Consider the following 24809-nt stretch of genomic DNA (forward strand, 5'->3'; position numbering starts at 1 on the left):
CCGAGTTTTGCGGCTTGGAGAATGGCTGTGACCGTAGTTCTCCCGGAACTCCGCGGCAGGCCGGTGGTCGAGAGCCGGCGCCACGAATGCCGGGCCGGCTCGGAATGCCGGGCCGGCTCAGCCGCGCAGGCGGGCATTGCCGCTGAGCACAGGCGTACTCATGCGAGCGGGAATCCGCCCCAGGCGGCCGTGAGCAGGGCCGGGAGAACCTCCGCGGCGGGGCCCGGGAGGTTCACCGTGGCGATCGGGTCCAGCGGGGTGGGCCGGGGATTCACCTGCAAGACCGCGGCGCCCGAGCGGGCGGCCAGCCGGGGGATCTCGGCGGCCGGGTAGACCAGGCCGGACGTGCCGACGGTCAGCAGCACGTCGCAGGCCGACGCGGCGCGGGCGGCGGTCTCCAGGGCCGGCTCGGGCAGCTGCTCGCCGAACCAGACGACGCCCGGGCGGATCAGGCCGTCGCAGTGGGCGCAGCGCGGGGGCGGGACGCGGCGGCCCTCGCCGGACTGGTCCGGTGTGGACGGCAGCGGCGCGGGGCGGGCGCAGGTCGCGCAGCGCGGGGCGAACAGGCTGCCGTGCAGGTGGACCGGGGACGCCGAACCGGCCCGCTCGTGCAGATCGTCGACGTTCTGGGTGATCACCGTCAGCTGCGGGACGAGGGTGGCAAGGCGGGCCACGGCCAGGTGACCCTGATTCGGGTGGACCCGTTGGACGATCCGGCGGCGCCACTCGTACCAGCCCCAGACCAGGTCCGGATCCTCCCGGAAGGCCTGCGCGGTGGCCAGCGACTGCGCGTCGAAGCGGGACCACAGGCCGGTCAGCGCGTCCCGGAACGTCGGCACGCCGCTCTCCGCGGAGATCCCGGCGCCGGTGAAGACGACCACGTGGCGGGACCGTTCCAGCAGTTTCGCGGCGTCGTTCAGGTCCATCTCAGCGTGCTCCTCATCCGGGGCCGGGCGCCAACGCGTACCGCAGGAAGTGTGGCAGCGGCCCGGCCCCCGCCGCATCACCGTTCCCGGGGTGGGTCGTTTGAGCATCAGACGGGTGTGGTGGAGGTGCCGTGATTCGAGGGCGAACCGGTCTGCTGGTCGCGGCGATGGCCGTGACGGCGATGGCCGGATGCGACGGGTCCGCGGTGGGCCGGGCCGGGGCCGGGCGGCCGCTCACCCCGGTCTCCGAGAGCCTGCCCCCGCCGAGCCGGGAGGTGCTGGCTCCGGACGCGCCGGTGCGCAGTGTGCTACCGGGCGACGAGATGGCGGAGCCGGAACCCTCGCCGCCGGGGGAACGCTCCCCGGCGAGCGGCCGGCCGGCGCGTACCCGGCAGCCACGTGTCACCGACCGATCCGACCTGCCGGACCGGCGGGACGAGCGGGGCCGGCGGAAACGGCCCGGCCTGGCGGCGACCTCGACCCGATCGGCCCGGCAGGCCCACCCGAAGCCGTCGGCGGAGCCGATCGTGCCGGATCCGGCCACCGAACCCGCGGCACCGGCCGCACCCGCGGCGCCGGACGAGACCGCGGAGGGCAGTTGACGCCGGCTCGCGCCGCTGTACGGTGGCGTCGTCAGGTCGACCGCCTGGGTTCTCGTGCGATGACCGCGGTCGGCGACTGGCTCGCCCCGGCCCCGGCCCGGCCCGCGCCGTCCGAGCCGCGGATCAGCGGGCTGGTCGCGCTGGTGGCGGTGCTGGGCGGAGTGCTGCCGATCCTGGTCATGGCGGTGACGTGGGCGACCCGGCCGCAGCCGGTGCGGCGCGAGTCGTCGTGCGCCGACGGGTCGGGGTACGTGGTCGCCGACCGGCCCGGCGAGAAACGGTACGAACCGGCCGTGCAGTGCAATGCGGCTGGCGCCGCGAATCGCGTCGAGCGGGCCGGGACCGGGCGGTACCGGGTCACGTTCGGCGGGATCGGCCGGGACGGCGGCCTCGCGGAGATCACCCCGGTGACCGGTGATGACCGGATCTGCACACTCCCGGAGTGGCGCCCCCGCGGGCACGACGAGCAGGTGGAGGTGACCTGCTTCGACCGGGCGGGGGCGGCGGCGGACAGCGGGTTCGCGGTCCGGTACCGGTATCGCGGGGAGGGCGCCCTGGCCTATCTGCGGCTCGGGGATCCGGGACGCAACAGCCAGACGATCGACGACCCGTACAGCCACAACTCGGCGCGCGGGGGCGTGAACTCGGCGGACCGGGAGGACATCGGGTCCTATGTGGTCTATTTCGGTCGTCAGGAGGGGGTGTCCGGGGGCGCGGCGCAGGTCGTCGCGGTCGGGGAGGCGCCGGCGGTCTGCGGGGTGCAGCGCTGGTCCGCCTATCCGGACGGGCGTGCTCTGGCCGTGCGGGTGCGCTGCCGGGACGGCGCCGGGCAGCCGCTGGACTCGCGGTTCGCGGTGTCCTTCGCCGGGGCCGGTCACGTGGTGGCCGACCGGCCCGCGCAGGCCCGGTACGCGCCGGCCGCGGGCACGGTGGTCACCCGGATCGCTGTGGGCCGGTGGCGGGTGCAGACGCCGGGGCGGACCGGGAGTGTCCAGGTCACCGCGTACGACAGCGCGGCCGTCTGCGTGGTCGGATCGATATCGGACCTGCGGATCGTATGCCGCGGGACGTCGGGCAAGCCGGTCGACACCCGGTTCGTCCTGACGACCTGGCGGTAGGCCCGCCACCGCCGGCCGGGAGCAGGAGGAGGCCGGCGTACTGTCGCGGGGCGTCCGGGAACGGCGGACGGCCGCAGCCGGCAGGGCGACGTGCCGGGCCACCGGCAGGGGCGGCGCGGGCACGGAAGAACTCATTGCGGTACGGGCGTACCGCGCCGCCGCGGCGGAATCGCCGGCCCTGGGCGGGGCGGGGCCGGCGGCCGTACCGGTGGCGATCAGACGGCCGGGACCAGCGGCCGGGCCGGCAGCAGTGGGACCGCCTCGGGTGGCACCGGCCGGTTCAGGTGGTACCCCTGCAGCAGGTCGACACCGGCCCGGGCCAGGTCGGCCGCGGTCGGCTCGTCCTCGACGCCCTCCGCGACCACCTTCATGCCCAGCGACTTCGCGATCGCGATGACCGAGTCGATGATCGTCGCGTGGGCCGGCGAGTCGTGCATCCGCACCACGAACGACCGGTCGATCTTGAGTTCGTCGATCGGCAGGCGGGGCAGCAGGCCGAGTGAGGTGTACCCGGTGCCGAAGTCGTCGATGGCCACCCGGACGCCGCGCAGGCGCAGCTCGGCGAGCTGGGCGGCGACCTCGTCCGGGTGGGTGAGCACCGCGGTCTCGGTGATCTCGACGGTGAGCAGGTCGGCCGGGACGCGCTCCAACCGCAGCACGGCCAGGATGGTCGGGACCGCGCGGTCCTGGGCCAGGTACGCGGCCGGCAGGTTCACCGACACCGGCACGTGATGACCGGCCCGCCGCCAGAGCGCGGCCTGGTGCAACGCCTCGGCCAGCACCCAGTCGGTCAACTCCAGGATCACGTCGGAGCGCTCCGCGTCGGGCAGGAAGAGGCCCGGTGGGAGCAGGCCGCGCTGCGGATGCTGCCAGCGGACCAGCGCCTCGACGCCGTTCATCGCGCGGCTGGTCGCGTCGTGCAGCGGCTGGTAGTGCAGCCGCAGGTGCCCGCTGCGCAGGCCGCCGCGCAGCTCGGTGAGCTGGCGCAGGTCGACCCGCTGGGTGGTGTCCAGGCCGGCCGTCCACTCGACCACGCCGGTGCGCTCCTGCTTGGCGCGGCGCATCGCGGTGGCGGCCCGGCGCTGCAGGACCTGGATGTCGTGGTGGTCGGCCGGGGTGACGCCGATGCTGACCTCGACGCCGATCGGCAGCCCGTCGATCTGGTGCGGGCCGCGGATGCCGGCCGCGATGTGCCGGCCCATGCTCTGCAGGGTGTGCCCGGCCGGCAGGTCGGAGAGCAGCACCAGGAACTGGTCGCCGTCCAGGCGGGCGGCCAGGTCGCCGGCGCCGCGGGCGGCCCGCAGCGCGACAGCGACCCGGTGCAGCAGCGTGTCCGCGCCGTGGTGGCCGAGCACGTCGTTGGCGTCCTGGAATCGGTCCAGGCCCAGGTGCAGCACGGCGGCCAGGCGGCCGTCGTCCAGCCGGCGCTGGCCCTCGGCCGTGATCATGCTGCGGTTCGGCAGGCCGGTGAGCGGGTCGGTGCGCGACAGCTTGGCGTACCGGCCGGCCATCGCGGTCAGCAGGTCCATCACCGGCGCGATCCCGTAGCGGCCGTCCGGCCAGGTGACCAGCACCGGCTCCGCGCGTTCGCGGCCTGGGCGGGCCAGGGCGGCCTCGGCCGCCACGTCGATGTCCGCGTCGGCGGGCAGCGTGAGCGAGCCCGCCGGTGAGAGGTCGCCGACCGTGAGGGGCAGGACCAGCCGGCCGGCCGTGGCCCGGTCCAGCGAGCCCCGGCTGATCAGGCGGGGGCCGGCGGCGGTCGCCACGATCACGCCGGGGACGTGCTCGTCGCGGCTCAGCGCCGTCTCCACCTCGCTGACCGGGGTGTCGGCCGGCCGCGGAGTGGTCGGGATGGCCAGCTCACCGAGCTTGCCGGGCAGGCGCGGCGCGCTCACGCCCCGCCGCCCAGCCGATAGCAGGCGCCGTCGACCAGGAACCGGTCGCCGTCGGGGCGCGGGCGCAGGCGGACCCAGAGCCGGCCACCGCCGGCCGCGGCGCACTCGGCGTCGGCGGGCCGTCCGGCGCGGACGGTCGCCCAGAGCCCGGCGACCCGTACCCGGTCGACCGGGTCGACCAGGGCGGTCAGCGCGGGGGCCGGCTCGTCGCCGGCCGCGGTGAACGACAGGCTGGCGACCCGGGCGGCCAGGTCCTCCAGGTCGCGGCGGCAGGCGTGCTCGCGGGTCCGGTCCAGCAGCATGCCGTCCCAGACGGTGGCGCCTCCGGGCTCGCGGTGCGGGCGCGCGACGCCGTGCAGCCAGCGCCGTTCACCGTCGCGCCGGATGATCATGCCCTGCCACTCCCAGGGCTCCAGGGTGCCCGCCGACCGCCGGACGGAGTCCAGGTAGGACGGCCGGTCCTCCTCGGCGATCCGCTCGATGATCTCGCCGGAGGCGGCGACCACCTGGGCCGGTTCGACGCCGTACAGGTCGCGGCAGGCGTCCGAGACGAAGGTGAAACCGGACGTGCCGTCCGGCTCGACACGGAACTGGTAGAGCATCCCGGGCGCGTTGTTGACAGTGGTGCGGAACCGTTCCTCGCCGGCGGCCAGCGCGGCCTCGCTGCGGCGGCGTTCGGTGTCGTCGATGGCGATCGTGCACAGGCCGTAGACCGAGCCGTCCGGGTCGGTCAGCGGGACGCGGGTGACCACGTACTCCCGGACGTCGTCGCCGAACGGGAGCAGCTCGAGCACGGTCTTGGCGGCGCCGGTCCCGGTCACGGCTATGTCGTGCGCCCGGCTGCCGGCGGCGATCGCGGCCGGCATCACGTCCTCCTCGCCGCGGCCGACCATGTCGCCGGCGCTGACCTGGAAGACCCGCTCGTACTCGCCGTTGACGAACAGGTAGCGGCCGTCCAGGTCCTTGGCCGAGATCACCGCGGAGGTGTGCTGCAGGATCGCGGTGACCAGCGTGTTGCTGCGCTGCAGCTCCTGGCGGGCCTGGTGCCACTCGGTCTGGTCGGAGATGAACGCGCAGAAGCCGTCCGGGCCCAGCGAGTCCAGGTTCATCGTGATGCTCAGCTCGGAGCCGTCCCGGTGCACGGCCGGCACCTCGAAGCGGTGCGTGATGTCCGGGCCGTCACCCATGGCCACCCGGCGGGCGAACCCGGCGTTGTGCCCGGAGCGCAGCGGGGCGGGGACGATGGTGTCGGCCAGGGAACGGCCGATCACCTCGTCCCGGGGCCAGCCGAACAGCCGCTCGGCGGCCGGGTTCCAGTCCTGGATCAGGCCGTCACGGTCGACCTGGACATACGCCAGCGAGCTCGCGTCGACGGCCCGGAACCGGCCGTCGGCGGCCACCGGCTGCTCGGTGATCTGAGAGGCGCTGAACACCCCCGTCTCATCGGGCCCCCGGTGGCCGACCTGAGCGTTAACCGAGCTGGAACACCGTGCCGGTGCGGCCGATGGCGAGCACGCCCGCGGCCACGCGCAGGTGGGCGGCCGTCCGGATGGTCACGCCGCCGCGGGCCGGGACCCGGACCACAGGCGTGCCCTCGGTGTCCAGCACCACGGCGGCGCCGTCGATCCGGACGAAGAGCGCCGGCTTGTCGACCGGCTGGATGTCGGGGATGTTCCCGGTGCCGGGAGCTAGGCAATGTGTACGTAAACATCGATAACTCTCTCAAGAGGTCGGCGTCTATGTTCATGCTGGTGAAACACGCGGCCCGGCACCGGGCTGGTCTTGTTAGCGTTAACAACGATGACCGTCCCGGGCTCGATTTCCGGACCGGCCCCGGGTTGCACCCTCCGTGCCGGCCGCGGGGATCCGGCCGGCCCCGCGGGGGTGTCTCCGAGATCCGCGTCGGACATCGACGTTCATCCTTCGTTCATCCGGATCTGGTGGCTGCCGTATCCGGCTTCCATACTCTCCGGGAGCCCGCCTTCCACAGCGGACCACACGAGGGAGAACTTCATGACGGACAAGCCTCGCCGCCTCCTGCCGATGCTGGGACACAGCGGCGGCAGCCGGGACGCGATGACCTGTCTCTACCGGTGCGGCAACGCGTGTGACCACCCCGTCGCCAACCGGTCCGGCAACGCCTACCTCGCAGACGTCGTCAGCGCCGAGCTCAGCCGCCGTGGCGTGATCCGCGCCGGAGCGGTCGGCGGCCTGGTGCTCGGCTTCGGCGCCGCCGCGGCGGCGAGCCCGGCGGCGGCGGCCGCCCCGGTCGCGGAGACGCTCAGCACCGGGCGTACCAGGGCCGGCGCCCTCACCTTCCAGGCGGTCGCCCCGAACACCCGGGACGCGGTGACCGTCCCGCCCGGCTACCAGACCTCCGTGGTGATCCGCTGGGGCGACCCGGTGCTCGCCGGCGCCCCGGCGTTCGACGTGCGGCAGCAGACCGCGGCGCGCCAGTCGCGGCAGTTCGGGTACAACAACGACTTCGTCGGCGTGCTGCCGCTGCCCGGTCGCGACGACCGGGCGCTGCTCGTGGTGAACCACGAGTACACCAACGAGGAGCTGATGTTCCCCGGCTTCACCGGCCCGGACGCGCTCACCGTCGAGCAGCTCGAGGTGGCCATGGCGGCGCACGGCCTGTCCGTGGTGGAGATCGAGCGGGCCGGCCGCACCGGCCGGTGGACGCCGGTCAAAGGCCGCCACCTGGCGTACAACCGCCGAATCACCGCGCTTGCCACCAGGTTCGAGCTGACCGGACCGGCCGCCGGCACCGAGGCGCTGCGGACCGCCGCCGACCCGGGTGGCCGTACCGTCATCGGCACCCTGAGCAACTGCTCCGGCGGCATCACCCCGTGGGGCACGGTGCTCTCCGGCGAGGAGAACTTCAACCAGTACTTCGTCGGCGCGGATCAGGCGCCCGAGGCCGCGAGGCCGGGGCTGGCCCGGTACGGCATCTCGGCCACCGCGCGCTACCCGAGCGGCTCGCGCAAGTGGGACCGCGCGCAGGAACGCTTCGACCTGGCCAAGCATCCGAACGAGGCGAACCGGTTCGGCTGGATCGTCGAGGTGGACCCGTTCGACCCCGACTCCACCCCGCGCAAGCACACCGCGATGGGCCGGTTCAAGCACGAGGGCGCGAACGTCGTCGTCGCCAGGAGCGGGCACGTCGTCGCGTACATGGGCGACGACGAGCGGTTCGAGTACCTGTACAAGTTCGTCTCGGAGAAGAAGTTCCTGCCGGGCCGCTCGCAGCTGGCCCGCCAGCACAACCTGACGCTGCTGGAGTCCGGCACGCTTTACGTCGCCAAGGTCACCGGCGACAGTCCGGCCGCGGAGATCGACGGCTCGGGCAAGCTGCCCGCGGACGGCGGGTTCGACGGCCGGGGCCAGTGGATCAAGCTGGTCTCCGGCAACAAGTCGTACGTCCCCGGGATGACCGCGGCCGACGTGCTGACCTTCACCCGCCAGGCGGGCGACGCGGTCGGCGCGACCAAGATGGACCGGCCCGAGGACGTACAGCCGAGCCCGCGGACCGGCAAGATCTATGCGGCGATGACCAACAACACCAACCGCGGGGTCGGCGCCAACGCGCCGGTCGACGAGGCCAACCCGCGCCGGGCCAACAGGCACGGCCACATCTTCGAGATCACCGAGGACCACGGCGACCACACCGGCACCACCTTCAGCTGGCAGCTGCCGATCGTCTGCGGTGACCCGGCCGCCGCCGACACCTATTTCGGCGGGTACGACAAGAGCGCCGTCTCACCCATCTCCTGCCCGGACAACGTCGCCTTCGACAGCGCGGGCAACCTGTGGATCTCCACCGACGGCGCGCCCAGCACGCTGCAGACCAACGACGGCCTGTTCGCGGTGCCGGTCGAGGGCCGGGAGCGAGGGCACCTCAAGCAGTTCCTGACGGTGCCGGTCGGCGCCGAGACCTGCGGCCCGTTCATCACCGCCGACGAGCGGTCGGTGTTCACCGCGGTCCAGCACCCCGGTGAGATCTCCGGCGCCACCATCGACAAGCCGGCCTCGGTCTGGCCGGACGGCGGCTACGCCAAGCCCGCCGTGATCGTGACCTGGCGCCCCGACGGCGGCCCGGTCGGCAGCTGACCCCCGGGGAGCGGGCCCGGCGGCGCCGCGGCCCGCTCCCCTTTAATGGGCCACATGAAGATCCTGCTGCCCGACTCCGTGGAACTCGACATCACCCTGCCGGCCGGCGTCACCGGCGTGGTCTACGCGACCGGCGAGCCGATCCCCGGGCCGCACACCGACGCCGAGGCGCTGGTCGTCTGGGGCAACCCGGCGGGGCAGCTGGCCGACGCGGCCCGCCGCCTGACCAGGCTGCGCTGGGTGCAGACGCTGGCCGCCGGCCCGGACGCGGTGCTGGCGGCCGGCTTCGGGCCGGAGGTCACCGTCACCGCCGGCCTGGGGTTGCACGACCGGACCGTCGCCGAGCACACCCTGGCCCTGGCGCTGGCCGCCGCGCGCCGGCTGAACCTGCTGGTCCGGGCGCAGATCGGGCACCGCTGGGCGGGCGAGCTGGGTGGGCTGCAACCGGTGCGGGACACCGGCTCGTTCCGGACGCTGCGGGACGCGCACGTGGTGATCTGGGGCTTCGGCGGGATCGCCGGCACGCTGGCGCCGCTGCTCGCCGCGCTCGGCGCCCGGGTCACCGGGGTGGCCCGCACCGCCGGGCAGCGGCACGGGTTCCCGGTGGTGACCGCCGGGGACCTGCCGGAGCTGCTGCCCACGGCGGACGTGCTGATCTCGGTCCTGCCGGCGACGGCGGAGACCGTACACCTGATCGGGTCTGCTGTTCTCGATCTTCTGCCGGCGCACGCCTGGGTGATCAACGTCGGTCGTGGCAGCACCCTCGACGAGACGGCCCTGCTGGCCGCGCTGCGCTCCGGGCGGCTGGCCGGCGCGGCCCTGGACGTCTTCGAGACCGAGCCGCTGCCCGCGGACTCCGGCCTCTGGGACGAGCCGAACGTGATCATCTCGCCGCACGCCGCCGGTGGCCGCCCGCTCGGCGCGCCCGCGCTGATCGCGGAAAACCTGGCGGCCTTCCGGGACGGCCGCCCCCTGCGGAACCGCGTCGCCTAGCGTGGCTGTGTAACACAGAACGGACCTTTTCGACTGCTGGGCACCGGACCGCGGGCCGCGGCCCGGCAGGCCGGCGTGCTTTTCGCGCTGGCCGCCCTGCTCGCGTTGGTGGGCGCCGGCAACGATCCGGACCACGCCGCGCGGCTGCAGGTCGTGGCGTTCTGCGACCTGGTGATCGCGCTGATCACGATGGTGGCCCCGTGGCGGCCGAGCCGGCCGAACGCGCCGGCGCTGATCGGGCTGGCCGGCTTCGCCGTGCTCGGCCTGTCCACCTGGTCGTTCGGCGGGGTGGCGGCCGGCACCGGCCCGTTCCTGGTGATGCTCTACGCCTGGTCGGCGCTGCACTTCCCGCGCTGGATCCTGCTCGCCTACGCCGTCCCGGCCACCCTCGCGTACCTGCTTCCGCTGATCATCACCGGTCAGTCGCCACTGGTGCTGAGCAGCGCGGCGATCCTGATGCCGGTCACCCTCTCGGTCAGCCTGCTGATCGAGGCGCAGGCCCGCCACCTGCGCGACGACCGGGAACGTCTGGCCCGCGTCGAGCGGTGGCGCTCCGCGATGATGAACACGCTGGCGCACGACGTGCGGTCCCCGCTGAGCGGGGTGCAGATCGTGCTGGACGAGCTGCGCGAGGACGCCACCGGGGTGGCGGCGGACATGCTGGACGTGGCGCTGCGGCAGGCCGCGCGCATCCACCGCCTGGCCGACGCGCTGCTCGACGTGCAGCGCATCGACAGCTCCGGCCGGCTCACGCTGGACCGGCGCGAGTACCCGGCGCTCGAACTCGTCCAGGAGGCGCTCGGCTATCTGCGGCCGGACGAGCCGATCCGGGTGGAGATCGACCCGTCGGCCCGGCTCTACGTGGACAAGGAGCGCTTCGAGCAGATCCTGATCAACTTCCTGACCAACGCCCTGCGGTACGGCCGGCCGCCGGTCGAGGTGCGGATCGCCCGGGACGGCGACGTCGACCGGGTCGAGGTGCGCGACCATGGGCCCGGCGTCCCGGAGGAGCTGCGCGACACGCTGTTCGGGCAGTTCGCGGTCGGCGGCGACCAGGGGGTGGGTCTGGGTCTGTGGATCGTGCGGCAGTTGGCCCGGGCGCACGGCGGCGAGGCGCTCGCCGAGTCCCGCGACCCGGGCGTGGCGATGGTCGCGACGTTCCCGGCGCGGCAGCCCTCGTGAAGGCCCGGCCCGGCGGGCGCTATTCCCCGGTGAACACCGGGTCGCGCCGGGCCAGGCTGGCCGCGATGCCCTCGGCCGCGTCCCTGGTCGCCCAGTGCGCCTTCTGCTCGGCCAGCTCGTGGTCGAGCGCCGCCCGCACCCGCCCGGCCAGCTCGCCGCGCAGCGTCGCGCGGATCGACCGGACCGCCAGCGGCGCGGATGCGGCGATCTCCAGGGCCAGGCCGCGCGCGGTCTCCCGGACCCGGCCCGGCTCGGCGAGCCGGTCGGCCAGCCCGATCCGGTACGCCTCCTCGCCGCCGACCCGCCGGCCGGTCAGCATCATGTCTGTCGCCTTCTGCCGCCCGATCAGCTCGGGCAGCGTCACGCTCAGCCCGAACCCCTGGTGGAACCCGAGCCGGGCGAAGTTCGCGACGAACCGCGTTCCCGCCTCGGCGACGCGGAAGTCGGCGGCGCAGGCCAGCCCGAGCCCGCCGCCGACCGCGGTGCCCTGCACGGCCGCGACGATCGGCGTCCGCACCTCGAAGAGCCCGACGGCCCGCCGGTAGAGCCGCGCCGCGGCGTCCACCTGGTCCCCGGCGAAGTCCCCGCCGCCGAAGTCCGCGCCGGCGCAGAAGTGCTTGCCCTCGGAGGCGAGCAGGATCGCCCGGCACGCCGGATCGTCGTCGAGCCGCAGCGCCGCGTCCACCACCTGCCCGATCAGCACCTCGTCGAAGTGATTGGCCGGCGGCCGCCGCATCTCCAGCAGCGCCACCCCGTCCGCAACCGTCACCGAGAGATCCACACCCGAACCTTAATGCCCCGGTTCTTGGCGGCGCTTTCCGCCTGCCGGGCCCCCCGGCCGCTCGTGGTCGCGCGTCCTGGTTCGCCGATACGGCGGGTGGAGTCCTCCCCGCGGTAGGTCGCCGGTGGGCCGCAGCCGCCTGTGCGCTGCGGGCGCCGGTGGGCCGCAGCCGCCTGCGCGGTGGAGCCGCCGGTTCCTCGCGCGGCGTCCGCCGCCGGTGGTCGGTGGTGCGTGCGGGCGACGAACAGCGTGGGGTGGCGCGTGCGGGGGCGCTGGACGGTGTGGGGCGGTGTGTGCGGGGTGGTGTGTGGGGGACGGTGCGGGGTGGTGCGGTGCGGCGCCGGCGGTCAGGCGGGGCCGGGGGTGGGTCTGGGGCGGGCCCGGAGGTGGACCCGTTCGCCCTGGGGGCCGAACAGGCTGAGGATCTCGGCCGGCTCGTCGCCCGGGTTGAGCACCAGGTGCGGCAGCCGGGTGTCGAACTCGGCGGCCTCGCCCGCGGTCAGGATGATGTCGTGGTCGCCGAGCAGGAGGCGGACCCGTCCGCTGAGGACGTACAGCCACTCGTACCCCTCATGGGTCTGTTGTTCCAGACCGCAGTCCGCCGGCGTCGGCGGGATGATCTGCTTGAACGCCTGGACACCGCCCGGCCGGCGGGTGAGCGGGACGTAGGTGTGGCCGTTGCGCTCGATCGGCCGCTGGCGGATCCGCGGGTCGCCGGTCTCCGGGGCGTCGACCAGCTCGTCCAGGGTGACCTGGTAGGCCTCGGCCAGCGGCAGCAGCAGCTCCAGGGTGGGTCTGCGGCTGCCGGACTCCAGGCGGGACAGGGTGCTGACCGAGATGCCTGTGGTCTCGGCCAGCTGGGTCAGCGTGATGTCGCGCTTGTGCCGCAGTGCGCGCAGCTGCGGGCCCACGGCGGCCAGAGCGGCCTCCAGGTCTTTTGCCATAACAGCAACGATACTTGCCGCTCTCGCGGCGTCGGGGACACGCTGGGCGGGACAGACGCGCCGAAGCGGAGGGAGAGCACTGTGGAAGAGCAACGGGTGTACGACGTACTGGTGGTCGGAGGCGGCGCGGCTGGCCTGGGCGGGGCGGTCACGCTGGCCCGCTCCCGGCGCTCGGTCCTGGTGATCGACAGCGGTGACCCGCGCAACGCGCCGGCCGGCCACGTGCACAACCTGCTCGGCCGGGAGAGCGTCACGCCGGCCGAGCTGTACCGGGCGGGCCGGGCCGAGGTCGCCGGGTACGGCGGGGAGCTCTGCGCCGGCACCGCCGAGAAGGCCGAGCGGGACGGCGACAATTTCCTGGTCACGCTCGCCGACGGCGGCCAGGTGCGGGGGCGCCGGCTGTTGGTCACCACCGGCCTGGTCGACGAGCTGCCGCAGATCCCCGGGCTGGCCGAGCGGTGGGGCCGGGACGTGGCGCACTGCCCGTACTGCCATGGCTGGGAGTTGCGCGACAAGCGGATCGGGGTGCTCGTCACCAGCCCGCTCAGCCTGCACCAGGCGCAGCTCTGGCGCCAGCTCAGCGACGACGTGCTCTACCTGCTCAACGGCGGCCCGGCGCCCTCCGCCGAGCAGGCCGAGCAGCTCGCCGCGCGCGGCGTGCCGGTGGTGCGCGAGCCGGTCGAGGCGGTGGAGACCGACGGCGACCGGGTCACCGGCGTGCGGCTGGCCGGCGGCCGGGTGGTCGGCCTGGAGGTGATCGCGGTCGGCCCGCGGTTCGTGGCCCGCTCCGCGTTCCTCGAGTCGCTGGGCCTGGAGCCGGCGCCGATGGAGATGAACGGGCACGTGATGGGCCTGCGGATCCCGGCCGGGGAGACCGGCGCCACGGCGGTGCCGGGCGTCTGGGTGGCCGGCAACGTCACCGACCTGGGCGCCACCGTCGCGGTCGCCGCCGCGGCCGGCCAGACCGCCGCTGCGATGATCAACATGGATCTGGTCGCCGAGGAGACCCGCGACGCGGTCGCCGGGTACCGCCGGCAGCAGGAGACCATGTTCGAGGCGGAGGCCTGGGAGGAGCGGTACCGGGCCAAGCCGTCGATCTGGAGCGGCAAACCGAACTCGCAGCTGGTCGGGGAGGCCGCCGGGCTGCCGGCCGGGCGCGCGCTGGACGTCGGCTGCGGGGAGGGCGCCGACGCGGTCTGGCTGGCCGAGCGCGGTTGGCGGGTGACAGGCGTCGACATCTCCTCGGTGGCGCTGCTCCGGGCGGCCGGACACGCGGCGGCCGCCGGGCTCGCCGACCGGATCACGTTCAGCCAGGCGGATCTGCGCGCCGAGCCGCCCGCCGACCGGTCGTACGACCTGGTCTCGGCGCACTTCATGCACCTGCCCGCGGACACGCGCAAAGAGCTGTACCCCCGGCTGGCCGCCGCTGTCGCGCTCGGCGGCACCCTGCTGATCGTCGGCCACCACCCGGACGACCTGGCCGCGGGCCGGCACCCGATGCACTTCCCGGACATGATGTTCACGGCCCAGGAACTGGCCGTCGAGTTGGACCCGGCCGAGTGGGAGGTGCTGACCGCGGCGAAGCGCCCCCGCCAGACCCCGGACGGCGTGCTGCACGACGCGGTGCTGGTCGCTCGCCGCAAACGCTGACCACGGCGGAGGTGTTTCGGAGGAATCGCCAGCAAGGCATCGGTTGCCTTGCTGCAATGGGCTCATGCGGCCGGATGATGCAGAAGGACGGACCGGGCCGGACGACGACGTCCGCCCCGCGCTCGCGGCCTGGCGTGACGGGCTCACCGACCCGGCCGCCGACGACCGGCTGATCGACCTGCCGCGGACCGGGGCCGGCGTCGTGGAGATCACCGGCCCCGGCCCGGCGGCCGTCGTCGACCGGCTGCGGACCGGCCGGGACTGGGCGTTCGGCCAGGGCTCCGGCCGGCTCGCCACCGAACTGTCCTCCGACGCCCTGCAGACGATGCTGCGGCACCTGCGCCGGCACGCCCACCAGCAGAGCGTGGACCGCGGCGAGGACGTCCTGCACCTGGCCACCGGCCTGCTGCACTGGCAGGACGGGGCCGGCACGGCGCACACCAGCCCGATCCTGCTCACCCCGGTCGAGCTTGTCGCGCTCGGCCCCGGCGACGTGCCCCGGCTGCGCGCCGCCACCGGCGACCCGGTGCTCAACCCGGCCCTCGCCCGGCGCCTGCGCGAGCACGGCGTCGAGCTCACCGCCGACCACGCCCGGCTGCGCGAGCGGATCGCCGGCAAACCCGGCTGGCGGGTCGCCGACGCGGTCGTGCTGTCCTGCTTCGACCTGGCCGCCGAGGCGATCCGGCAGGACCTGGACGAGCACGAGCGGCAGATCCTGGCACACCCGGTGGTGCGGGCCCTGGCGGCCGAGGACGGCGACCTGGCCTTCGAGCCGGTCCCCGCCGGGCAGCTCGACGAGCGGGACATCCCGCTGCTGCTGGACGTCGACGCGGACCAGCGGGTGTGCGTGGCGGCCGCGCTGGACGGGCACAGCTTCCTGATCGACGGCCCGCCCGGGACCGGCAAGTCGCAGACCGTGGCCACCATGATCGGGGCGCTCGCGCACGCCGGGAAACGGGTGCTGTTCGTCTCCGAGACCGCGTCCGCGCTCGACGTGGTCCAGCGTCGGTTGGCCGCCGCCGGGCTCGGCAACTACCTGCTCGACCTGCACGGGCAGCGGGCCGGCCGGCGGCAGGTGGCGGCCGCGCTCGCCGCCGCGCTGGAGGCGGTGCCGCTGCCGCCGCCCGGCTTGGACGAGGTGGACCGGCACACCCTCGCCGACCGGCGGGAGCGGCTGACCGCGTACGCCAAGGCGGTCAACGAGCCCCGCGAACCGCTCGGGCGCAGCCTGCACGAGATCGTCGGCCGGTGGTCGCGGCTCGACGGCGTGCCGGAGAGTCCCGCCCCGGCCCTGCAGCCCCTCGCCCTGACCGAGGACGCCCTGGACCGCATCCGGACCGCCGCCGAGCGCCTGGCCGGCGCGTGGCGACCGGCCACCGAACGCAGCGGATTCCGCTGGCGCGAGGTGATCGAGAAGGAGCCGCTCGCCGGGGCGCTGGACGAGGCGCAGCTCGCGCTGGACGCGCTGACCGCGGCCACCGACGCGCTCGGGCCGCTGGCCACCGCGTTCCACGTGCGGCTCCCGGTCGACGCCGCGGTTCTGAACGGTCTCGCCAGGCACGCCGCGGCCCGGCCGGCCGCGGCCGCCGACCACTGGCTCACCGCTGCCTCGCTGCGCCCGGTCCACGAGGCCGCGCAGACCCTGGCCCGGCTGGCCGCCGACGTGCGGCAGGCCGAGGAGCAGGCCCGGGCCCGCACCGGGGTGTCCGCCGCCGTGCTCGCCGAGCAGGACATCGCCGAGCTGCCGGCACAGCCCCGGCTGGACCCGCCCGCGGTCGAGCTGGCGCCGCTGACCGCGGCCACCGCCAAGGCGCTGGCCGGGCGGTTCGCCGCGGACGCCGACGAGCTGGAGCACCAGCAGCGCGACCTGGACCGGATCACCGGCCGGCTGGGGCTGCCCGACGTGCTGCACTTCTCCGACGTCGAGCTGGTCACCGTGATCGCCGAGCTGGGCGCCCGCCCGGACAAGCCGGAGCCGGCCTGGTTCGGCCCGGGGGCGCAGGCCAGCGTGCACGCCGCGGCGGGCGGGCTGCGGCGGCACGTCGAGGCGGTCGCCGAGGCCCGCGCCCTGGCCCGGGAGTTCTTCACCGAGGCGGTGCTGCACGAGCCGGTCGAGGACCTGGCCGAACGGTTCGCGACAGTACACCGCGGCGTGCGCAAGTTCCTGGCCGGCTACCGCTGGGACAAGGAGACCGTGGCCGCGCTCGCCGAGCCGGGCGTCAGCGCCGAGGAGGCGGTGGCCCAGCTGCCCCTCGCGGTCGCCTGGCGGCGCGCCAACGAGGGCCTGATCGCTGCGGAACGCCAGCACGCCGCGCTGCTCGGCCGCTACTGGCGGCGGCTGGACACCGACTTCCTGGCGATCGGGCGGGCCCTGGAGACGGTCGGCGAGGTGCTGCGGGTGACGCCTGCGGAGGCGCTCCCCGCGATCATCGACTACGTCTGCAACCGGGGCGGCGACGGTGCGGTGCTGCGCACGGTGACCGAGGCCCGCGACGTGTTCCGGCACTGGCGGGCCACGCTGCGCGACGAACCCGAGGCGGCGGCCCGGCCGGTTCTCGGGCTCGGCACCGTGCCGGACGCCGTGGCCTGGCTACGCGCCCAGGTCGGTCCGCTGAGCGCGGCCGCCGAGACGGTCGGGCAGCTCGACGCGATCGTGGGCGGGGAGCTGGACCTGGGCGCCGCGGTGGAGATCGCGGCGGTGCGCGGGCGGGTGGTGGAGTCGGTGCGGGCGCTGGCCGAGGCCGAGCCGGGACTGCGGGCGGCGCTGGGCGAGACGTACCGGGGACGGGACACCGACCTGCGGGCCGTCGAGGCGGCCCTGAACTGGGCGGCGCATGCTCGTACGCTGCGCACCGGGGCGGACGCGGCGCTCACCGTGGAACAGGCCGCGGCGCTGCGGTCCGAGCGGGACGTCGATCTGTCCGCCCTGATCGAGCGGTGGCAGCGGGCCCGGCAGCGGATCATCGACGCGTTCGGGCCGGCCCGGCAGGTGCGGCTCGGCACCACGCTGGACCGTACCGAGACCGCCCGGGACCTGCTGCGCGACCTGCGCGACGACGACACCGGGCAGCGTGAGTGGTTCGACAACCTGGCCGCCCGCGAGGTGCTCGCCGAACACGGCGTGGACAACGCCGTCGACTACTGCGCCGACCACGGCATCGAGGTGGGCAAACTCGGCCAGGTGATCGAGCGGACCGTCTACCGGGCCTGGGCCGGGGCGGTCATCGCCGGCGACGACCGGCTGGAGCCGCTGGCCGCGGTCGAGCGCAACGAGCTGGTCGAGGAGTTCCGCCGGCTCGACGCCGACCTGGCCCAGGACGCCGCCAGGACGATCATCGAGGCGCTCAACGCGCGGCGGCCCGCGGTCACCGACGACGGGGCGCCGGCGCTGATCCGCGCCGAAGGGGTCAAGCAGGACGGCCACCTGGCGGTCCGGGAGCTGTTGGCCCGCACCTGGGACGCGGCCGTCGCGCTGAAGCCCTGCGTCGTCGCGCCGCCCGCCGCGGTCAGCCGGTACCTGCCGGCCGGCCGGCACTTCGACGTGGTGATCATCGACGAGGCGTCGCGGATGACGGCGGCCGCCGCGGTCGCCTGCGCCTACCGCGGCGAGTCCCTGATCGTGATCGGCGACGACGCGCAGCTGCCCCCGGCCGGCGGCCACCCATCGGTGCTCGTGGTCGCAAACGACTGCGCCGCGTTCACCCGGCTGGCGCTCACCCGGCACTACCGCAGCCGCCACGAGTCGCTGATCGGCTTCGCCAACCACACCTTCTACCAGGACCGGCTGGTCACGTTCCCGAGCGCGCAGCGGGCCGGCGCGGACCTCGGGCTGGAGTTGCTGCCGCCGGTCGACGCGCCGGTCGAGGCCGCGCTGGTCGCCGAGCGGGTCGCCCATCACTTCACCACCCGGCCGACCCTGTCCCTGGGCGTGGTCACGCTGACCGCGGGGCAGGCCGACGCGGTCGCGGACGCGGTGGAGACGGCGCTCGGCGCCCGCCCGGACCTGGAGCGGTTCCTCGGCGACGACCCGCTGACCGGCTTCTTCGTCAAACCGGCGGACGCGGTGCAGGGCGACGAGCGGGACGTGATCATCCTGTCCACCGGGGCGGACCTCGCCGCGGCGGGCGGTCCGGCGGGCGCGCGCCGGCTGGACGTGGCGATCACCCGGGCGCGCCAGCGCATGGAGGTGGTCACGGCGATCCCCGAGGCCGCCCGCGAGGAGCCGGCCGACGAGGGGGAGCGGCGGCTCGTGGCGTACCTCGAATCCGCCTGGGAGCCGATCCCGGCGCCCGCACTCACCCCGCTGTCCGCATCGGTCGCGGCGGTCATCGAGAACTGGGGGTACGCGGTCACCCGCCAGGTGGGCGCGGGGCAGGGCCGGATCGAGATCGGGGTACGGCACTCCGAGCCGGCCACCGGCGAGTACGCCCTGGGCGTGCAGTGCGACGGCCCCGGGTACGCCGCGCGGCCGCTGGCCCGGGATCGGGACCGGCTGCACGAGCAGGTGCTGCACGGCCTCGGCTGGCACCTGCACCGGATCTGGAGCGTGTCCTGGTTCCACGATCGCGCCGAGGAGGAGGGCCGGCTGCGCGCCGCGATCGAGAACGCCCTCGCCGTCCCGGACGTCTTCGCCGAACCCGACCTGGAACTGGTCACCCGCCCGGCGCAGCCGCCCGAGTGGGCGCTGCCCTACCAGCACGCGACGCTGGAGCCGCTGCCGCCGGCCGCCCGGGTCAACGACCAGGTGGTGCGGGCGCTGCTGATCCGTACCGTGGAGAGGATCGCCGAGGTGGAGGGCCCGGTGCACATCGCCGTGCTGATCCGGCGGATCCGCGAGGCGTGGGGCATCAGCCGGGTCACCCAGCCGATCCGGCAGGCCATCGAGGACGCGATCGCGGCGTCGGCCGCCGGCTTCGACGGCACGTTCGTCACCGCGGCCGAGGCGCCGATCCCGGCGGTCCGCGTTCCCGGCGACGGGGTGAGCCGCAAGCCGGAGCAGGTGGCCGAGTCCGAGCTGCAGCTGGCGCTGGAGTACCTGGTGCTGGACGCCGGGCTGGTGGAGAGCGACGACCTGCTGGCGGCGGCGGCCCGGTTGTTCGGGTGGAGCTCGAGCAAGGCGGGGGCGGCGCGGCTGGCGGCGATGCTGGACGATCTGGTGGCCGGCGGGCGGTTGATCGCCCACCGGAACGGGTTGATCGCCGCGCCGGAGACGGACCTGCTGGACCTGCCGGACCCGGCGACGCTGCCACGGCGTGCGGGCACGGCGACCGTCGGCCTGGAAACCTCCGAGCGCGCCGCCCGCCACTGACCCACCACCGCGCGTGCGGCAGCGCGTGATCCGTCAACGGGCGTCCAGCAGCGCGTCGTTCACCACGGCGCCTCGCGCCCAGGCGCCGCCGACGGCGCGCCGCCGGGCATGGGGCCGTCCCGGCTCGCTGCGCCCTGCTGGCGGGCGGTCCGGTTGGTTCTCATGGATGTCTCGCGGCCCGTACGGCAACCAGGAGGACCAGTCGGACCCCGACCCGGGCCGGGGCGGGGCGGGCGCTGGATCCCCGCGCGAGTGGGAAACCTCCGGGGGTTGTGAGCCGGTTCACGCGGCCGTAGGGTTACTGGCGAGTTAAGTACACGCCGGAAGAATGGGCACCGCTGTGGAGTTCTGGCTCGATCTCAACGAGGAACAATCGGACCTGCGCGAGTGGGTGCACGGCTTCGCCGAGCAGGTGATCCGGCCGGCCGCCGCCGAGTGGGACGAGCGCGAGGAAACCCCCTGGCCGGTGCTCCAGGAAGCCGCCAAGATCGGGCTGTACGGCTTCGAGTTCCTGATCAACACGTGGTCCGACAACACCGGCCTGTCGCTGCCGATCGCCAACGAGGAACTGTTCTGGGGCGACGGCGGCATCGGCATGGCGATCTCCGGCACCTCGCTCGCGGTCGCCGCGATCTACGGTTCCGGCACGCCCGAGCAACTGGTCGAGTGGGTGCCGCAGTGCTTCGGCGACGCCGGCGACCCCAAGGTCGCGGCGTTCTGCTCGACCGAGCCGGAGGCCGGGTCGGACGTCGGCTCGATGCGGACCCGTGCGGTCTACCACGAGGCCACCGACGAGTGGGTGATCAGTGGCCAGAAGGCGTACGCGACGAACGGCGGCATCGCGAACGTCCACGTGGTCACCGCGAGCGTGGACCCGTCGCTGGGTTCGCGCGGGCAGGCCGCGTTCGTCGTCCCGCCCGGCACGAAGGGGCTGGCCGGGGCGAGGAAGCTGAAGAAGCTGGGGCTGCGCGCCTCGCACACCGCAGACGTCTTCCTGGACGACGTCCGGGTGCCGGGGAGTTGCCTGCTCGGCGGCAAGGAGGCCCTCGACGAGCGCCTCGCGCGGGCCAAGGCCGGCGGGCGCAGGAACGCCGCGATGCGTACGTTCGAGCTGTCCCGCCCCGCCGTCGGCGCCCAAGCGATCGGCATCGCCCGCGCCGCGTACGAGTACGCGCTGGAGTACGCCGGGCACCGCGTCCAGTTCGGCCGCCCGATCATCGAGAACCAGGCTGTCGCGTTCGCGCTCGCCGACATGCGGATGGAGATCGACGCCGCGCGCCTGCTGGTCTGGCGGGCCGCGTGGATGGGCCGCAACGACAAGCCGTTCACGGCCGGCGAGGGCTCGATGTCCAAACTCAAGGCCGGCGAGGTGGCAGTCGCGGTCACCGAGAAGGCTGTGCAGATCCTCGGCGGCGCGGGTTACCTGCGCGAGCATCCGGTGGAGCGGATGTTCCGGGACGCGAAGATCTACACGATCTTCGAGGGCACCTCGGAGATCCAGCGGCTGGTCATCTCCCGCGCCATTTCCGGCATGCAGATCCGCTGACCGCGATGGACGCGCTTTTCGTCGGCGGTACGATGCTGCGGCGCGGGCTGCTCGATCCCGGGAATCCGGTCCGGATCGTGCGGCAGTTCGCGGCGCTGGGCCGGTGGGGCTTCGGGCTCGCCGGCGAACTGCGGCAGGCCGCCGCCCGCAGCCCGCGGCGGATCGCTGTCGTCGACGACGAGCGGCAGACGACGTACGCCCAATTGCTCGATCGAGCGGAGAAACTGGCCAGCGGCCTTCCGGCGGCGCCCGGGGAACGGGTCGGCGTCCTGTGCCGCAATTCGGCGCGGATGATCGAGGCATTGGTCGGCATCACCACGCTCGGCGCCGATCCGGTGCTGATGAACACCGGTCTCTCGCCGGGTCAGCTAGCTGCCGTGGCCGAGGCTCAGGGCCTGCGGGCGCTGATCCTCGACGACGAGTTCGCCGCGAAGGTGGCCCTGGTCGACGGCCTGGAGAAGATCGGTGAGGAGCGCTTCGAGGAGCTGATCGCGACCGCGCCGCCGCGTTCGGCATCGGTCCCGCCGGAGCGCCCCGGCCGCACCATAGTGCTCACCTCCGGGACCACCGGCGTGCCGAAAGGGGCCCGCCGGCCGACCCCGGGCGGATTCCGTCCGCTCTGTTCGGTGATCGACCGGATTCCCCTGCGCGCGCAGGATCGCGTGCTGATCGCCGCTCCGCTCTTTCACACCTGGGGATTCGCCGGCCTGCAGATCGCGCTGGCCCTGCGGGCGACCGTGGTGTTGCGCCGCAAATTCGATCCGGCGGCGATTCTCGACGATCTGAGAAAGCATTCCTGCACCGGGATGATCGCGGTTCCGGTGATGGTGCAGCAGTTGATGGAACTGCCGGAGCCGGCGGAGAAACCGGCGCTGCGGGTGGTCGCGGTGAGCGGTTCGGCGCTGCCTGGCGGGCTGGCCACCAGATTCATGGACCGGTACGGGGACGTCCTGTACAACCTGTACGGCTCGACCGAGGCGTCCTGGGTGTCGATAGCCACGCCCGCCGATCTGCGCTTCGCGCCGGACACCGCCGGGAGACCCCCGCACGGCACGCGGGTGGCGGTCCTCGGCGAGCACGGCGAACCGTTGCCGCCGGGCCGGGTCGGGCGGCTCTTCGTCGGCAACGAGATGCTGTTCGAGGGCTACACGAACGGCGCGTCGAGAGCCATGCACGAGGGTCTGCTGGCCACCGGCGACCTGGGGCACCTGGATCCCGCCGGCCGGGTCTACGTGGACGGCCGGGAGGACGACATGATCGTCTCCGGTGGGGAGAACGTGTATCCGGCCGAGGTGGAGGGCCTGCTCGCCGACCTGCCGCAGGTGCGCGAGGTCGCGGTGATCGGCGTGCCGGACGACGAGTACGGCCAGCGGCTCGCGGCGTACCTGGTGCTCCGGGACGGTGCGACCCTGGACGCGGAGGCGGTCCGCGAGCACGTGCGGCACCACCGGGCGCGGTTCAGCGTGCCCCGCGACGTGATCTTCCTGGACGCGCTGCCCCGCAACGCCACCGGCAAGGTCGTCGGCCGCGAACTTCCGCGTTAACCGCCCGTGTGCCGGGGTATCCGGCCGGCATGCCCTCACGCTTTCACGACTACGACCGGGTCGCCGTCGTCACCGGTTCGGACTCCGGTATCGGCGAGGCCACCGCTGTCGCCCTGGCCAGGGCGGGTTTCGACGTCGGGGTGACGTACCGCTCCGACGAGGCCGGCGCGAACCGGACCGCCGGCCAGGTGCGGGACGCCGGCCGCCGGTCCGAGGTCCGCCACCTGGATCTGACCCGGCTTCCCTCGGCCGCCGAGGTGATCGACGACCTGGCGGACTCGCTGGGCGGCCTGGGCGTGCTGGTCAACTGCGCCGGCACCGGCATCGCGACGCCGGTGGCCGAGACGTCCTGGGAGGACTGGCGCGAGGTGCTCGCGGTGGACCTGGACGGGCCGTTCCTCTGCGCGCAGCGGGCCGCGCGCCGGATGCTCGCCGCCGGCCGCGGTGGGCGGATCATCAACGTGACGAGCGTCCACGAGCACGCCCCGCGGGTCGGCGCCGGCGCGTACTGCGCGGCGAAGGGCGGCCTGGGTCTGCTCACCAAGGTGATGGCGCAGGAACTGGCGGCGGCGGGGATCACGGTGAACGCGGTGGCGCCGGGGGAGATCGCCACCGAGATGACCGGGAACGAGGACGTGGATCCGCACACGATCCGGCGTCCGGGCATCCCGGCGGGGCGTCCGGGCGACGCCAACGAGGTGGCCGCGGTGATCGCCATGCTGGCGTCGCCGGAGGCGGCCTATGTGAACGGCGCCTCGTGGGTGGTCGACGGAGGGATGCTGCTGATGGGCCCGCAGGCCGGCTCGCACCTGGAGTCGGACCGCTGGCGCGAGGGCTGAGCACGGGCCAGGAGGCTCCGGAGCCGGCGTCCGGCTGGTCAGCGCTCCAGGATGGCTACGACGCCCTGGCCGCCGGCGGCGCAGATGGAGATCAGGCCACGGCCCGAGCCCTTCGTGGCGAGCAGCTTGGCCAGCGTCGCGACGATCCGGCCGCCGGTCGCGGCGAACGGGTGCCCGGCCGCCAGCGACGAGCCGTTCACGTTCAGCCTGGCCCGGTCGATCGACCCGAGCGGCGCGTCCAGCCCCAGCTTCTCCTTGCAGAACTCCGGCGACTCCCACGCCGCCAGCGTCGCCAGCACCTGCGACGCGAACGCCTCGTGGATCTCGTAGTAGTCGAAGTCGTCGAGCGTGAGCCCGTTGCGCGCGAGCATCCGCGGCACCGCGTACGCCGGGGCCATCAGCAGCCCCTCGGCACCGTGCACGTAGTCGACCGCCGCGGTCTCCGAGTCGGCGAAGTACGCCAGCACGGGCAGCGAGTGCGCCGCCGCCCACTCCTCGGAGGCCAGCAGGACCGTCGACGCGCCGTCGGTCAGCGGCGTCGAGTTGCCCGCCGTCATGGTCGCCTGCTCCGTGCCGTAGACCGGCTTGAGCTTCGCCAGCTTCTCCAGACTGGTGTCGGCACGCAGGTTCTGGTCCCGGGTGAGGCCCAGGTAGGGAGTCATCAGATCATCGAAGAACCGGTTGTCGTACGCGGCGGCCAGGCGCTGATGCGAGGTCAGGGCCAGCTCGTCCTGGGCCTGCCGTGCCACGTTCCACTTCAGCGCGGTGATCGCCGCGTGCTCGCCCATCGACAGCCCGGTGCGCGGCTCCGCGTTGCGCGGGATCTCCGGCCGCAGCGCGTGCTGCGGCCGCAGCTTGGCGGCGGCCTTGAGCCGCGCGCCCAGCGTCCGCGCCCGGTTCAGCTCCAGCAGCGCCTGCCGCATGTCCTCGTTGACCTGCAGCGGCGCGTCCGACGTGGTGTCCACCCCGCCGGCCACGCCCACCTCGATCCGGCCCAGCGCGATCTTGTCGGCCACCAGGATCGCCGCCTCCAGGCCGGTGCCGCAGGCCTGCTGGATGTCGTACGCCGGGGTGCGCGGATCCAGGCGCGAGCCGAGCACCACCTCACGGGTCAGATTGAAGTCCCGCGAGTGCTTGAGCACGGCGCCGGCGACCACCTCGCCCAGCCGCTCGCCGGCCAGCCCGAACCGGGCGATCAGCCCGTCCAGCGCGGCGGTGAGCATGTCCTGGTTGGAAGCGGCCGCATACCTGCTGTTCGAGCGGGCGAACGGGATACGGTTACCGCCCAGGACGGCGACGCGGCGCACGGTCGGCACGGCGATCCTCCACGACATCGAAGACGACGAAGCTACTGACCGGTAGGGTACT

General features: G+C 74.2%; 17 protein-coding genes. 10 read left to right on the forward strand and 7 right to left on the reverse strand.

The genetic code is table 11. The features are described 5' to 3' along the window. Positions 1–158 precede the first annotated feature (158 nt). Positions 159–926: an SIR2 family NAD-dependent protein deacylase gene (locus Asi03nite_RS07565; protein ID WP_203677704.1), complete on the reverse strand. Its 768-nt coding sequence runs from the start codon at positions 924–926 to the stop codon at positions 159–161. Positions 927–1057: 131 nt separating this feature from the next. Here Asi03nite_RS07565 and Asi03nite_RS07570 point away from each other — a divergent pair, with 131 nt between their 5' ends. Continuing rightward, positions 1058–1528: a hypothetical protein gene (locus Asi03nite_RS07570; RefSeq protein WP_203677705.1), complete on the forward strand. Its 471-nt coding sequence runs from the start codon at positions 1058–1060 to the stop codon at positions 1526–1528. 59 nt (positions 1529–1587) lie between these two features. Continuing rightward, positions 1588–2646, forward strand: a complete 1059-nt coding sequence (locus Asi03nite_RS07575) for a hypothetical protein (RefSeq protein ID WP_203677706.1) — start codon at positions 1588–1590, stop codon at positions 2644–2646. 215 nt (positions 2647–2861) lie between these two features. Here the strand turns inward: Asi03nite_RS07575 and Asi03nite_RS07580 are convergent, their stop codons facing one another. From Asi03nite_RS07580 to Asi03nite_RS07590, 3 genes are read right to left on the reverse strand one after another with little or no spacing between them, the layout of a single operon-like run. Then, on the reverse strand, positions 2862–4541 hold the full coding sequence (locus Asi03nite_RS07580; RefSeq protein ID WP_203677707.1) for a putative bifunctional diguanylate cyclase/phosphodiesterase: 1680 nt from the start codon (positions 4539–4541) through the stop codon (positions 2862–2864). After that, on the reverse strand, positions 4538–5974 hold the full coding sequence (locus tag Asi03nite_RS07585; protein WP_203677708.1) for a PAS domain-containing protein: 1437 nt from the start codon (positions 5972–5974) through the stop codon (positions 4538–4540). The genes Asi03nite_RS07580 and Asi03nite_RS07585 overlap by 4 nt, the downstream gene beginning before the upstream one ends. Before the next feature lie 37 nt (positions 5975–6011). Then, the gene (locus tag Asi03nite_RS07590; protein WP_203677709.1) at positions 6012–6152 is read right to left on the reverse strand and encodes a hypothetical protein; all 141 of its coding nucleotides are present in this window, start codon (positions 6150–6152) and stop codon (positions 6012–6014) included. 402 nt (positions 6153–6554) lie between these two features. Between Asi03nite_RS07590 and Asi03nite_RS07595 the strand changes: the two genes are divergently transcribed. From Asi03nite_RS07595 to Asi03nite_RS07605, 3 genes are all read left to right on the forward strand, one after another. Then, complete coding sequence (locus Asi03nite_RS07595) at positions 6555–8654, forward strand: PhoX family protein (protein ID WP_203677710.1); 2100 nt, start codon at positions 6555–6557, stop codon at positions 8652–8654. 54 nt (positions 8655–8708) lie between these two features. Next, positions 8709–9647: an NAD(P)-dependent oxidoreductase gene (locus tag Asi03nite_RS07600; RefSeq protein ID WP_203677711.1), complete on the forward strand. Its 939-nt coding sequence runs from the start codon at positions 8709–8711 to the stop codon at positions 9645–9647. Positions 9648–9722: 75 nt separating this feature from the next. Further along, positions 9723–10829 (forward strand): sensor histidine kinase, encoded by a 1107-nt coding sequence (locus Asi03nite_RS07605; RefSeq protein WP_239102519.1) that lies wholly within the window; start codon positions 9723–9725, stop codon positions 10827–10829. A gap of 19 nt (positions 10830–10848) precedes the next feature. On the opposite strand, the gene Asi03nite_RS07610 is transcribed toward Asi03nite_RS07605, so the two are convergent. Next, positions 10849–11610: an enoyl-CoA hydratase/isomerase family protein gene (locus tag Asi03nite_RS07610; RefSeq protein WP_239102520.1), complete on the reverse strand. Its 762-nt coding sequence runs from the start codon at positions 11608–11610 to the stop codon at positions 10849–10851. A gap of 347 nt (positions 11611–11957) precedes the next feature. Beyond that, positions 11958–12554, reverse strand: a complete 597-nt coding sequence (locus tag Asi03nite_RS07615; RefSeq protein WP_203677712.1) for a helix-turn-helix domain-containing protein — start codon at positions 12552–12554, stop codon at positions 11958–11960. A gap of 81 nt (positions 12555–12635) precedes the next feature. On the opposite strand from Asi03nite_RS07615, the gene Asi03nite_RS07620 reads away from it, so the two are divergent. The 5 genes from Asi03nite_RS07620 (at position 12636) to Asi03nite_RS07640 (ending at position 23441) form a co-directional block, all read left to right on the forward strand. Beyond that, positions 12636–14204 (forward strand): methyltransferase domain-containing protein, encoded by a 1569-nt coding sequence (locus Asi03nite_RS07620; protein ID WP_203677713.1) that lies wholly within the window; start codon positions 12636–12638, stop codon positions 14202–14204. Between the two features lie 64 nt (positions 14205–14268). Continuing rightward, entirely contained in the window at positions 14269–19512 is a 5244-nt protein-coding gene (locus Asi03nite_RS07625; protein WP_203677714.1) for a DUF3320 domain-containing protein, read from the forward strand. Positions 19513–19840: 328 nt separating this feature from the next. Continuing rightward, positions 19841–21058: an acyl-CoA dehydrogenase family protein gene (locus Asi03nite_RS07630; protein WP_203677715.1), complete on the forward strand. Its 1218-nt coding sequence runs from the start codon at positions 19841–19843 to the stop codon at positions 21056–21058. Positions 21059–21063: 5 nt separating this feature from the next. Continuing rightward, positions 21064–22602 (forward strand): AMP-binding protein, encoded by a 1539-nt coding sequence (locus Asi03nite_RS07635; protein WP_203677716.1) that lies wholly within the window; start codon positions 21064–21066, stop codon positions 22600–22602. Between the two features lie 29 nt (positions 22603–22631). Next, positions 22632–23441: an SDR family oxidoreductase gene (locus Asi03nite_RS07640; protein WP_203677717.1), complete on the forward strand. Its 810-nt coding sequence runs from the start codon at positions 22632–22634 to the stop codon at positions 23439–23441. 38 nt (positions 23442–23479) lie between these two features. On the opposite strand, the gene Asi03nite_RS07645 is transcribed toward Asi03nite_RS07640, so the two are convergent. Beyond that, positions 23480–24757: an acetyl-CoA C-acetyltransferase gene (locus Asi03nite_RS07645; RefSeq protein ID WP_203677718.1), complete on the reverse strand. Its 1278-nt coding sequence runs from the start codon at positions 24755–24757 to the stop codon at positions 23480–23482. Positions 24758–24809 lie beyond the last annotated feature (52 nt).

The sequence above is a fragment of the Actinoplanes siamensis genome (assembly GCF_016862395.1).
Taxonomy (GTDB): domain Bacteria; phylum Actinomycetota; class Actinomycetes; order Mycobacteriales; family Micromonosporaceae; genus Actinoplanes; species Actinoplanes siamensis.

What these genes read in the sequence shown, in the direction of transcription:
- Asi03nite_RS07575 (WP_203677706.1), top strand. Translation starts at nt 1,588, where the DNA reads ATGACCGCGGTCGGCGACTGGCTCGCCCCGGCCCCGGCCCGGCCCGCG.
- Asi03nite_RS07615 (WP_203677712.1), bottom strand. Translation starts at nt 12,554, where the DNA reads ATGGCAAAAGACCTGGAGGCCGCTCTGGCCGCCGTGGGCCCGCAGCTG.
- Asi03nite_RS07635 (WP_203677716.1), top strand. Translation starts at nt 21,064, where the DNA reads ATGGACGCGCTTTTCGTCGGCGGTACGATGCTGCGGCGCGGGCTGCTC.
- Asi03nite_RS07640 (WP_203677717.1), top strand. Translation starts at nt 22,632, where the DNA reads ATGCCCTCACGCTTTCACGACTACGACCGGGTCGCCGTCGTCACCGGT.
- Asi03nite_RS07565 (WP_203677704.1), bottom strand. Translation starts at nt 926, where the DNA reads ATGGACCTGAACGACGCCGCGAAACTGCTGGAACGGTCCCGCCACGTG.
- Asi03nite_RS07600 (WP_203677711.1), top strand. Translation starts at nt 8,709, where the DNA reads ATGAAGATCCTGCTGCCCGACTCCGTGGAACTCGACATCACCCTGCCG.
- Asi03nite_RS07630 (WP_203677715.1), top strand. Translation starts at nt 19,841, where the DNA reads ATGGGCACCGCTGTGGAGTTCTGGCTCGATCTCAACGAGGAACAATCG.
- Asi03nite_RS07625 (WP_203677714.1), top strand. Translation starts at nt 14,269, where the DNA reads ATGCGGCCGGATGATGCAGAAGGACGGACCGGGCCGGACGACGACGTC.
- Asi03nite_RS07595 (WP_203677710.1), top strand. Translation starts at nt 6,555, where the DNA reads ATGACGGACAAGCCTCGCCGCCTCCTGCCGATGCTGGGACACAGCGGC.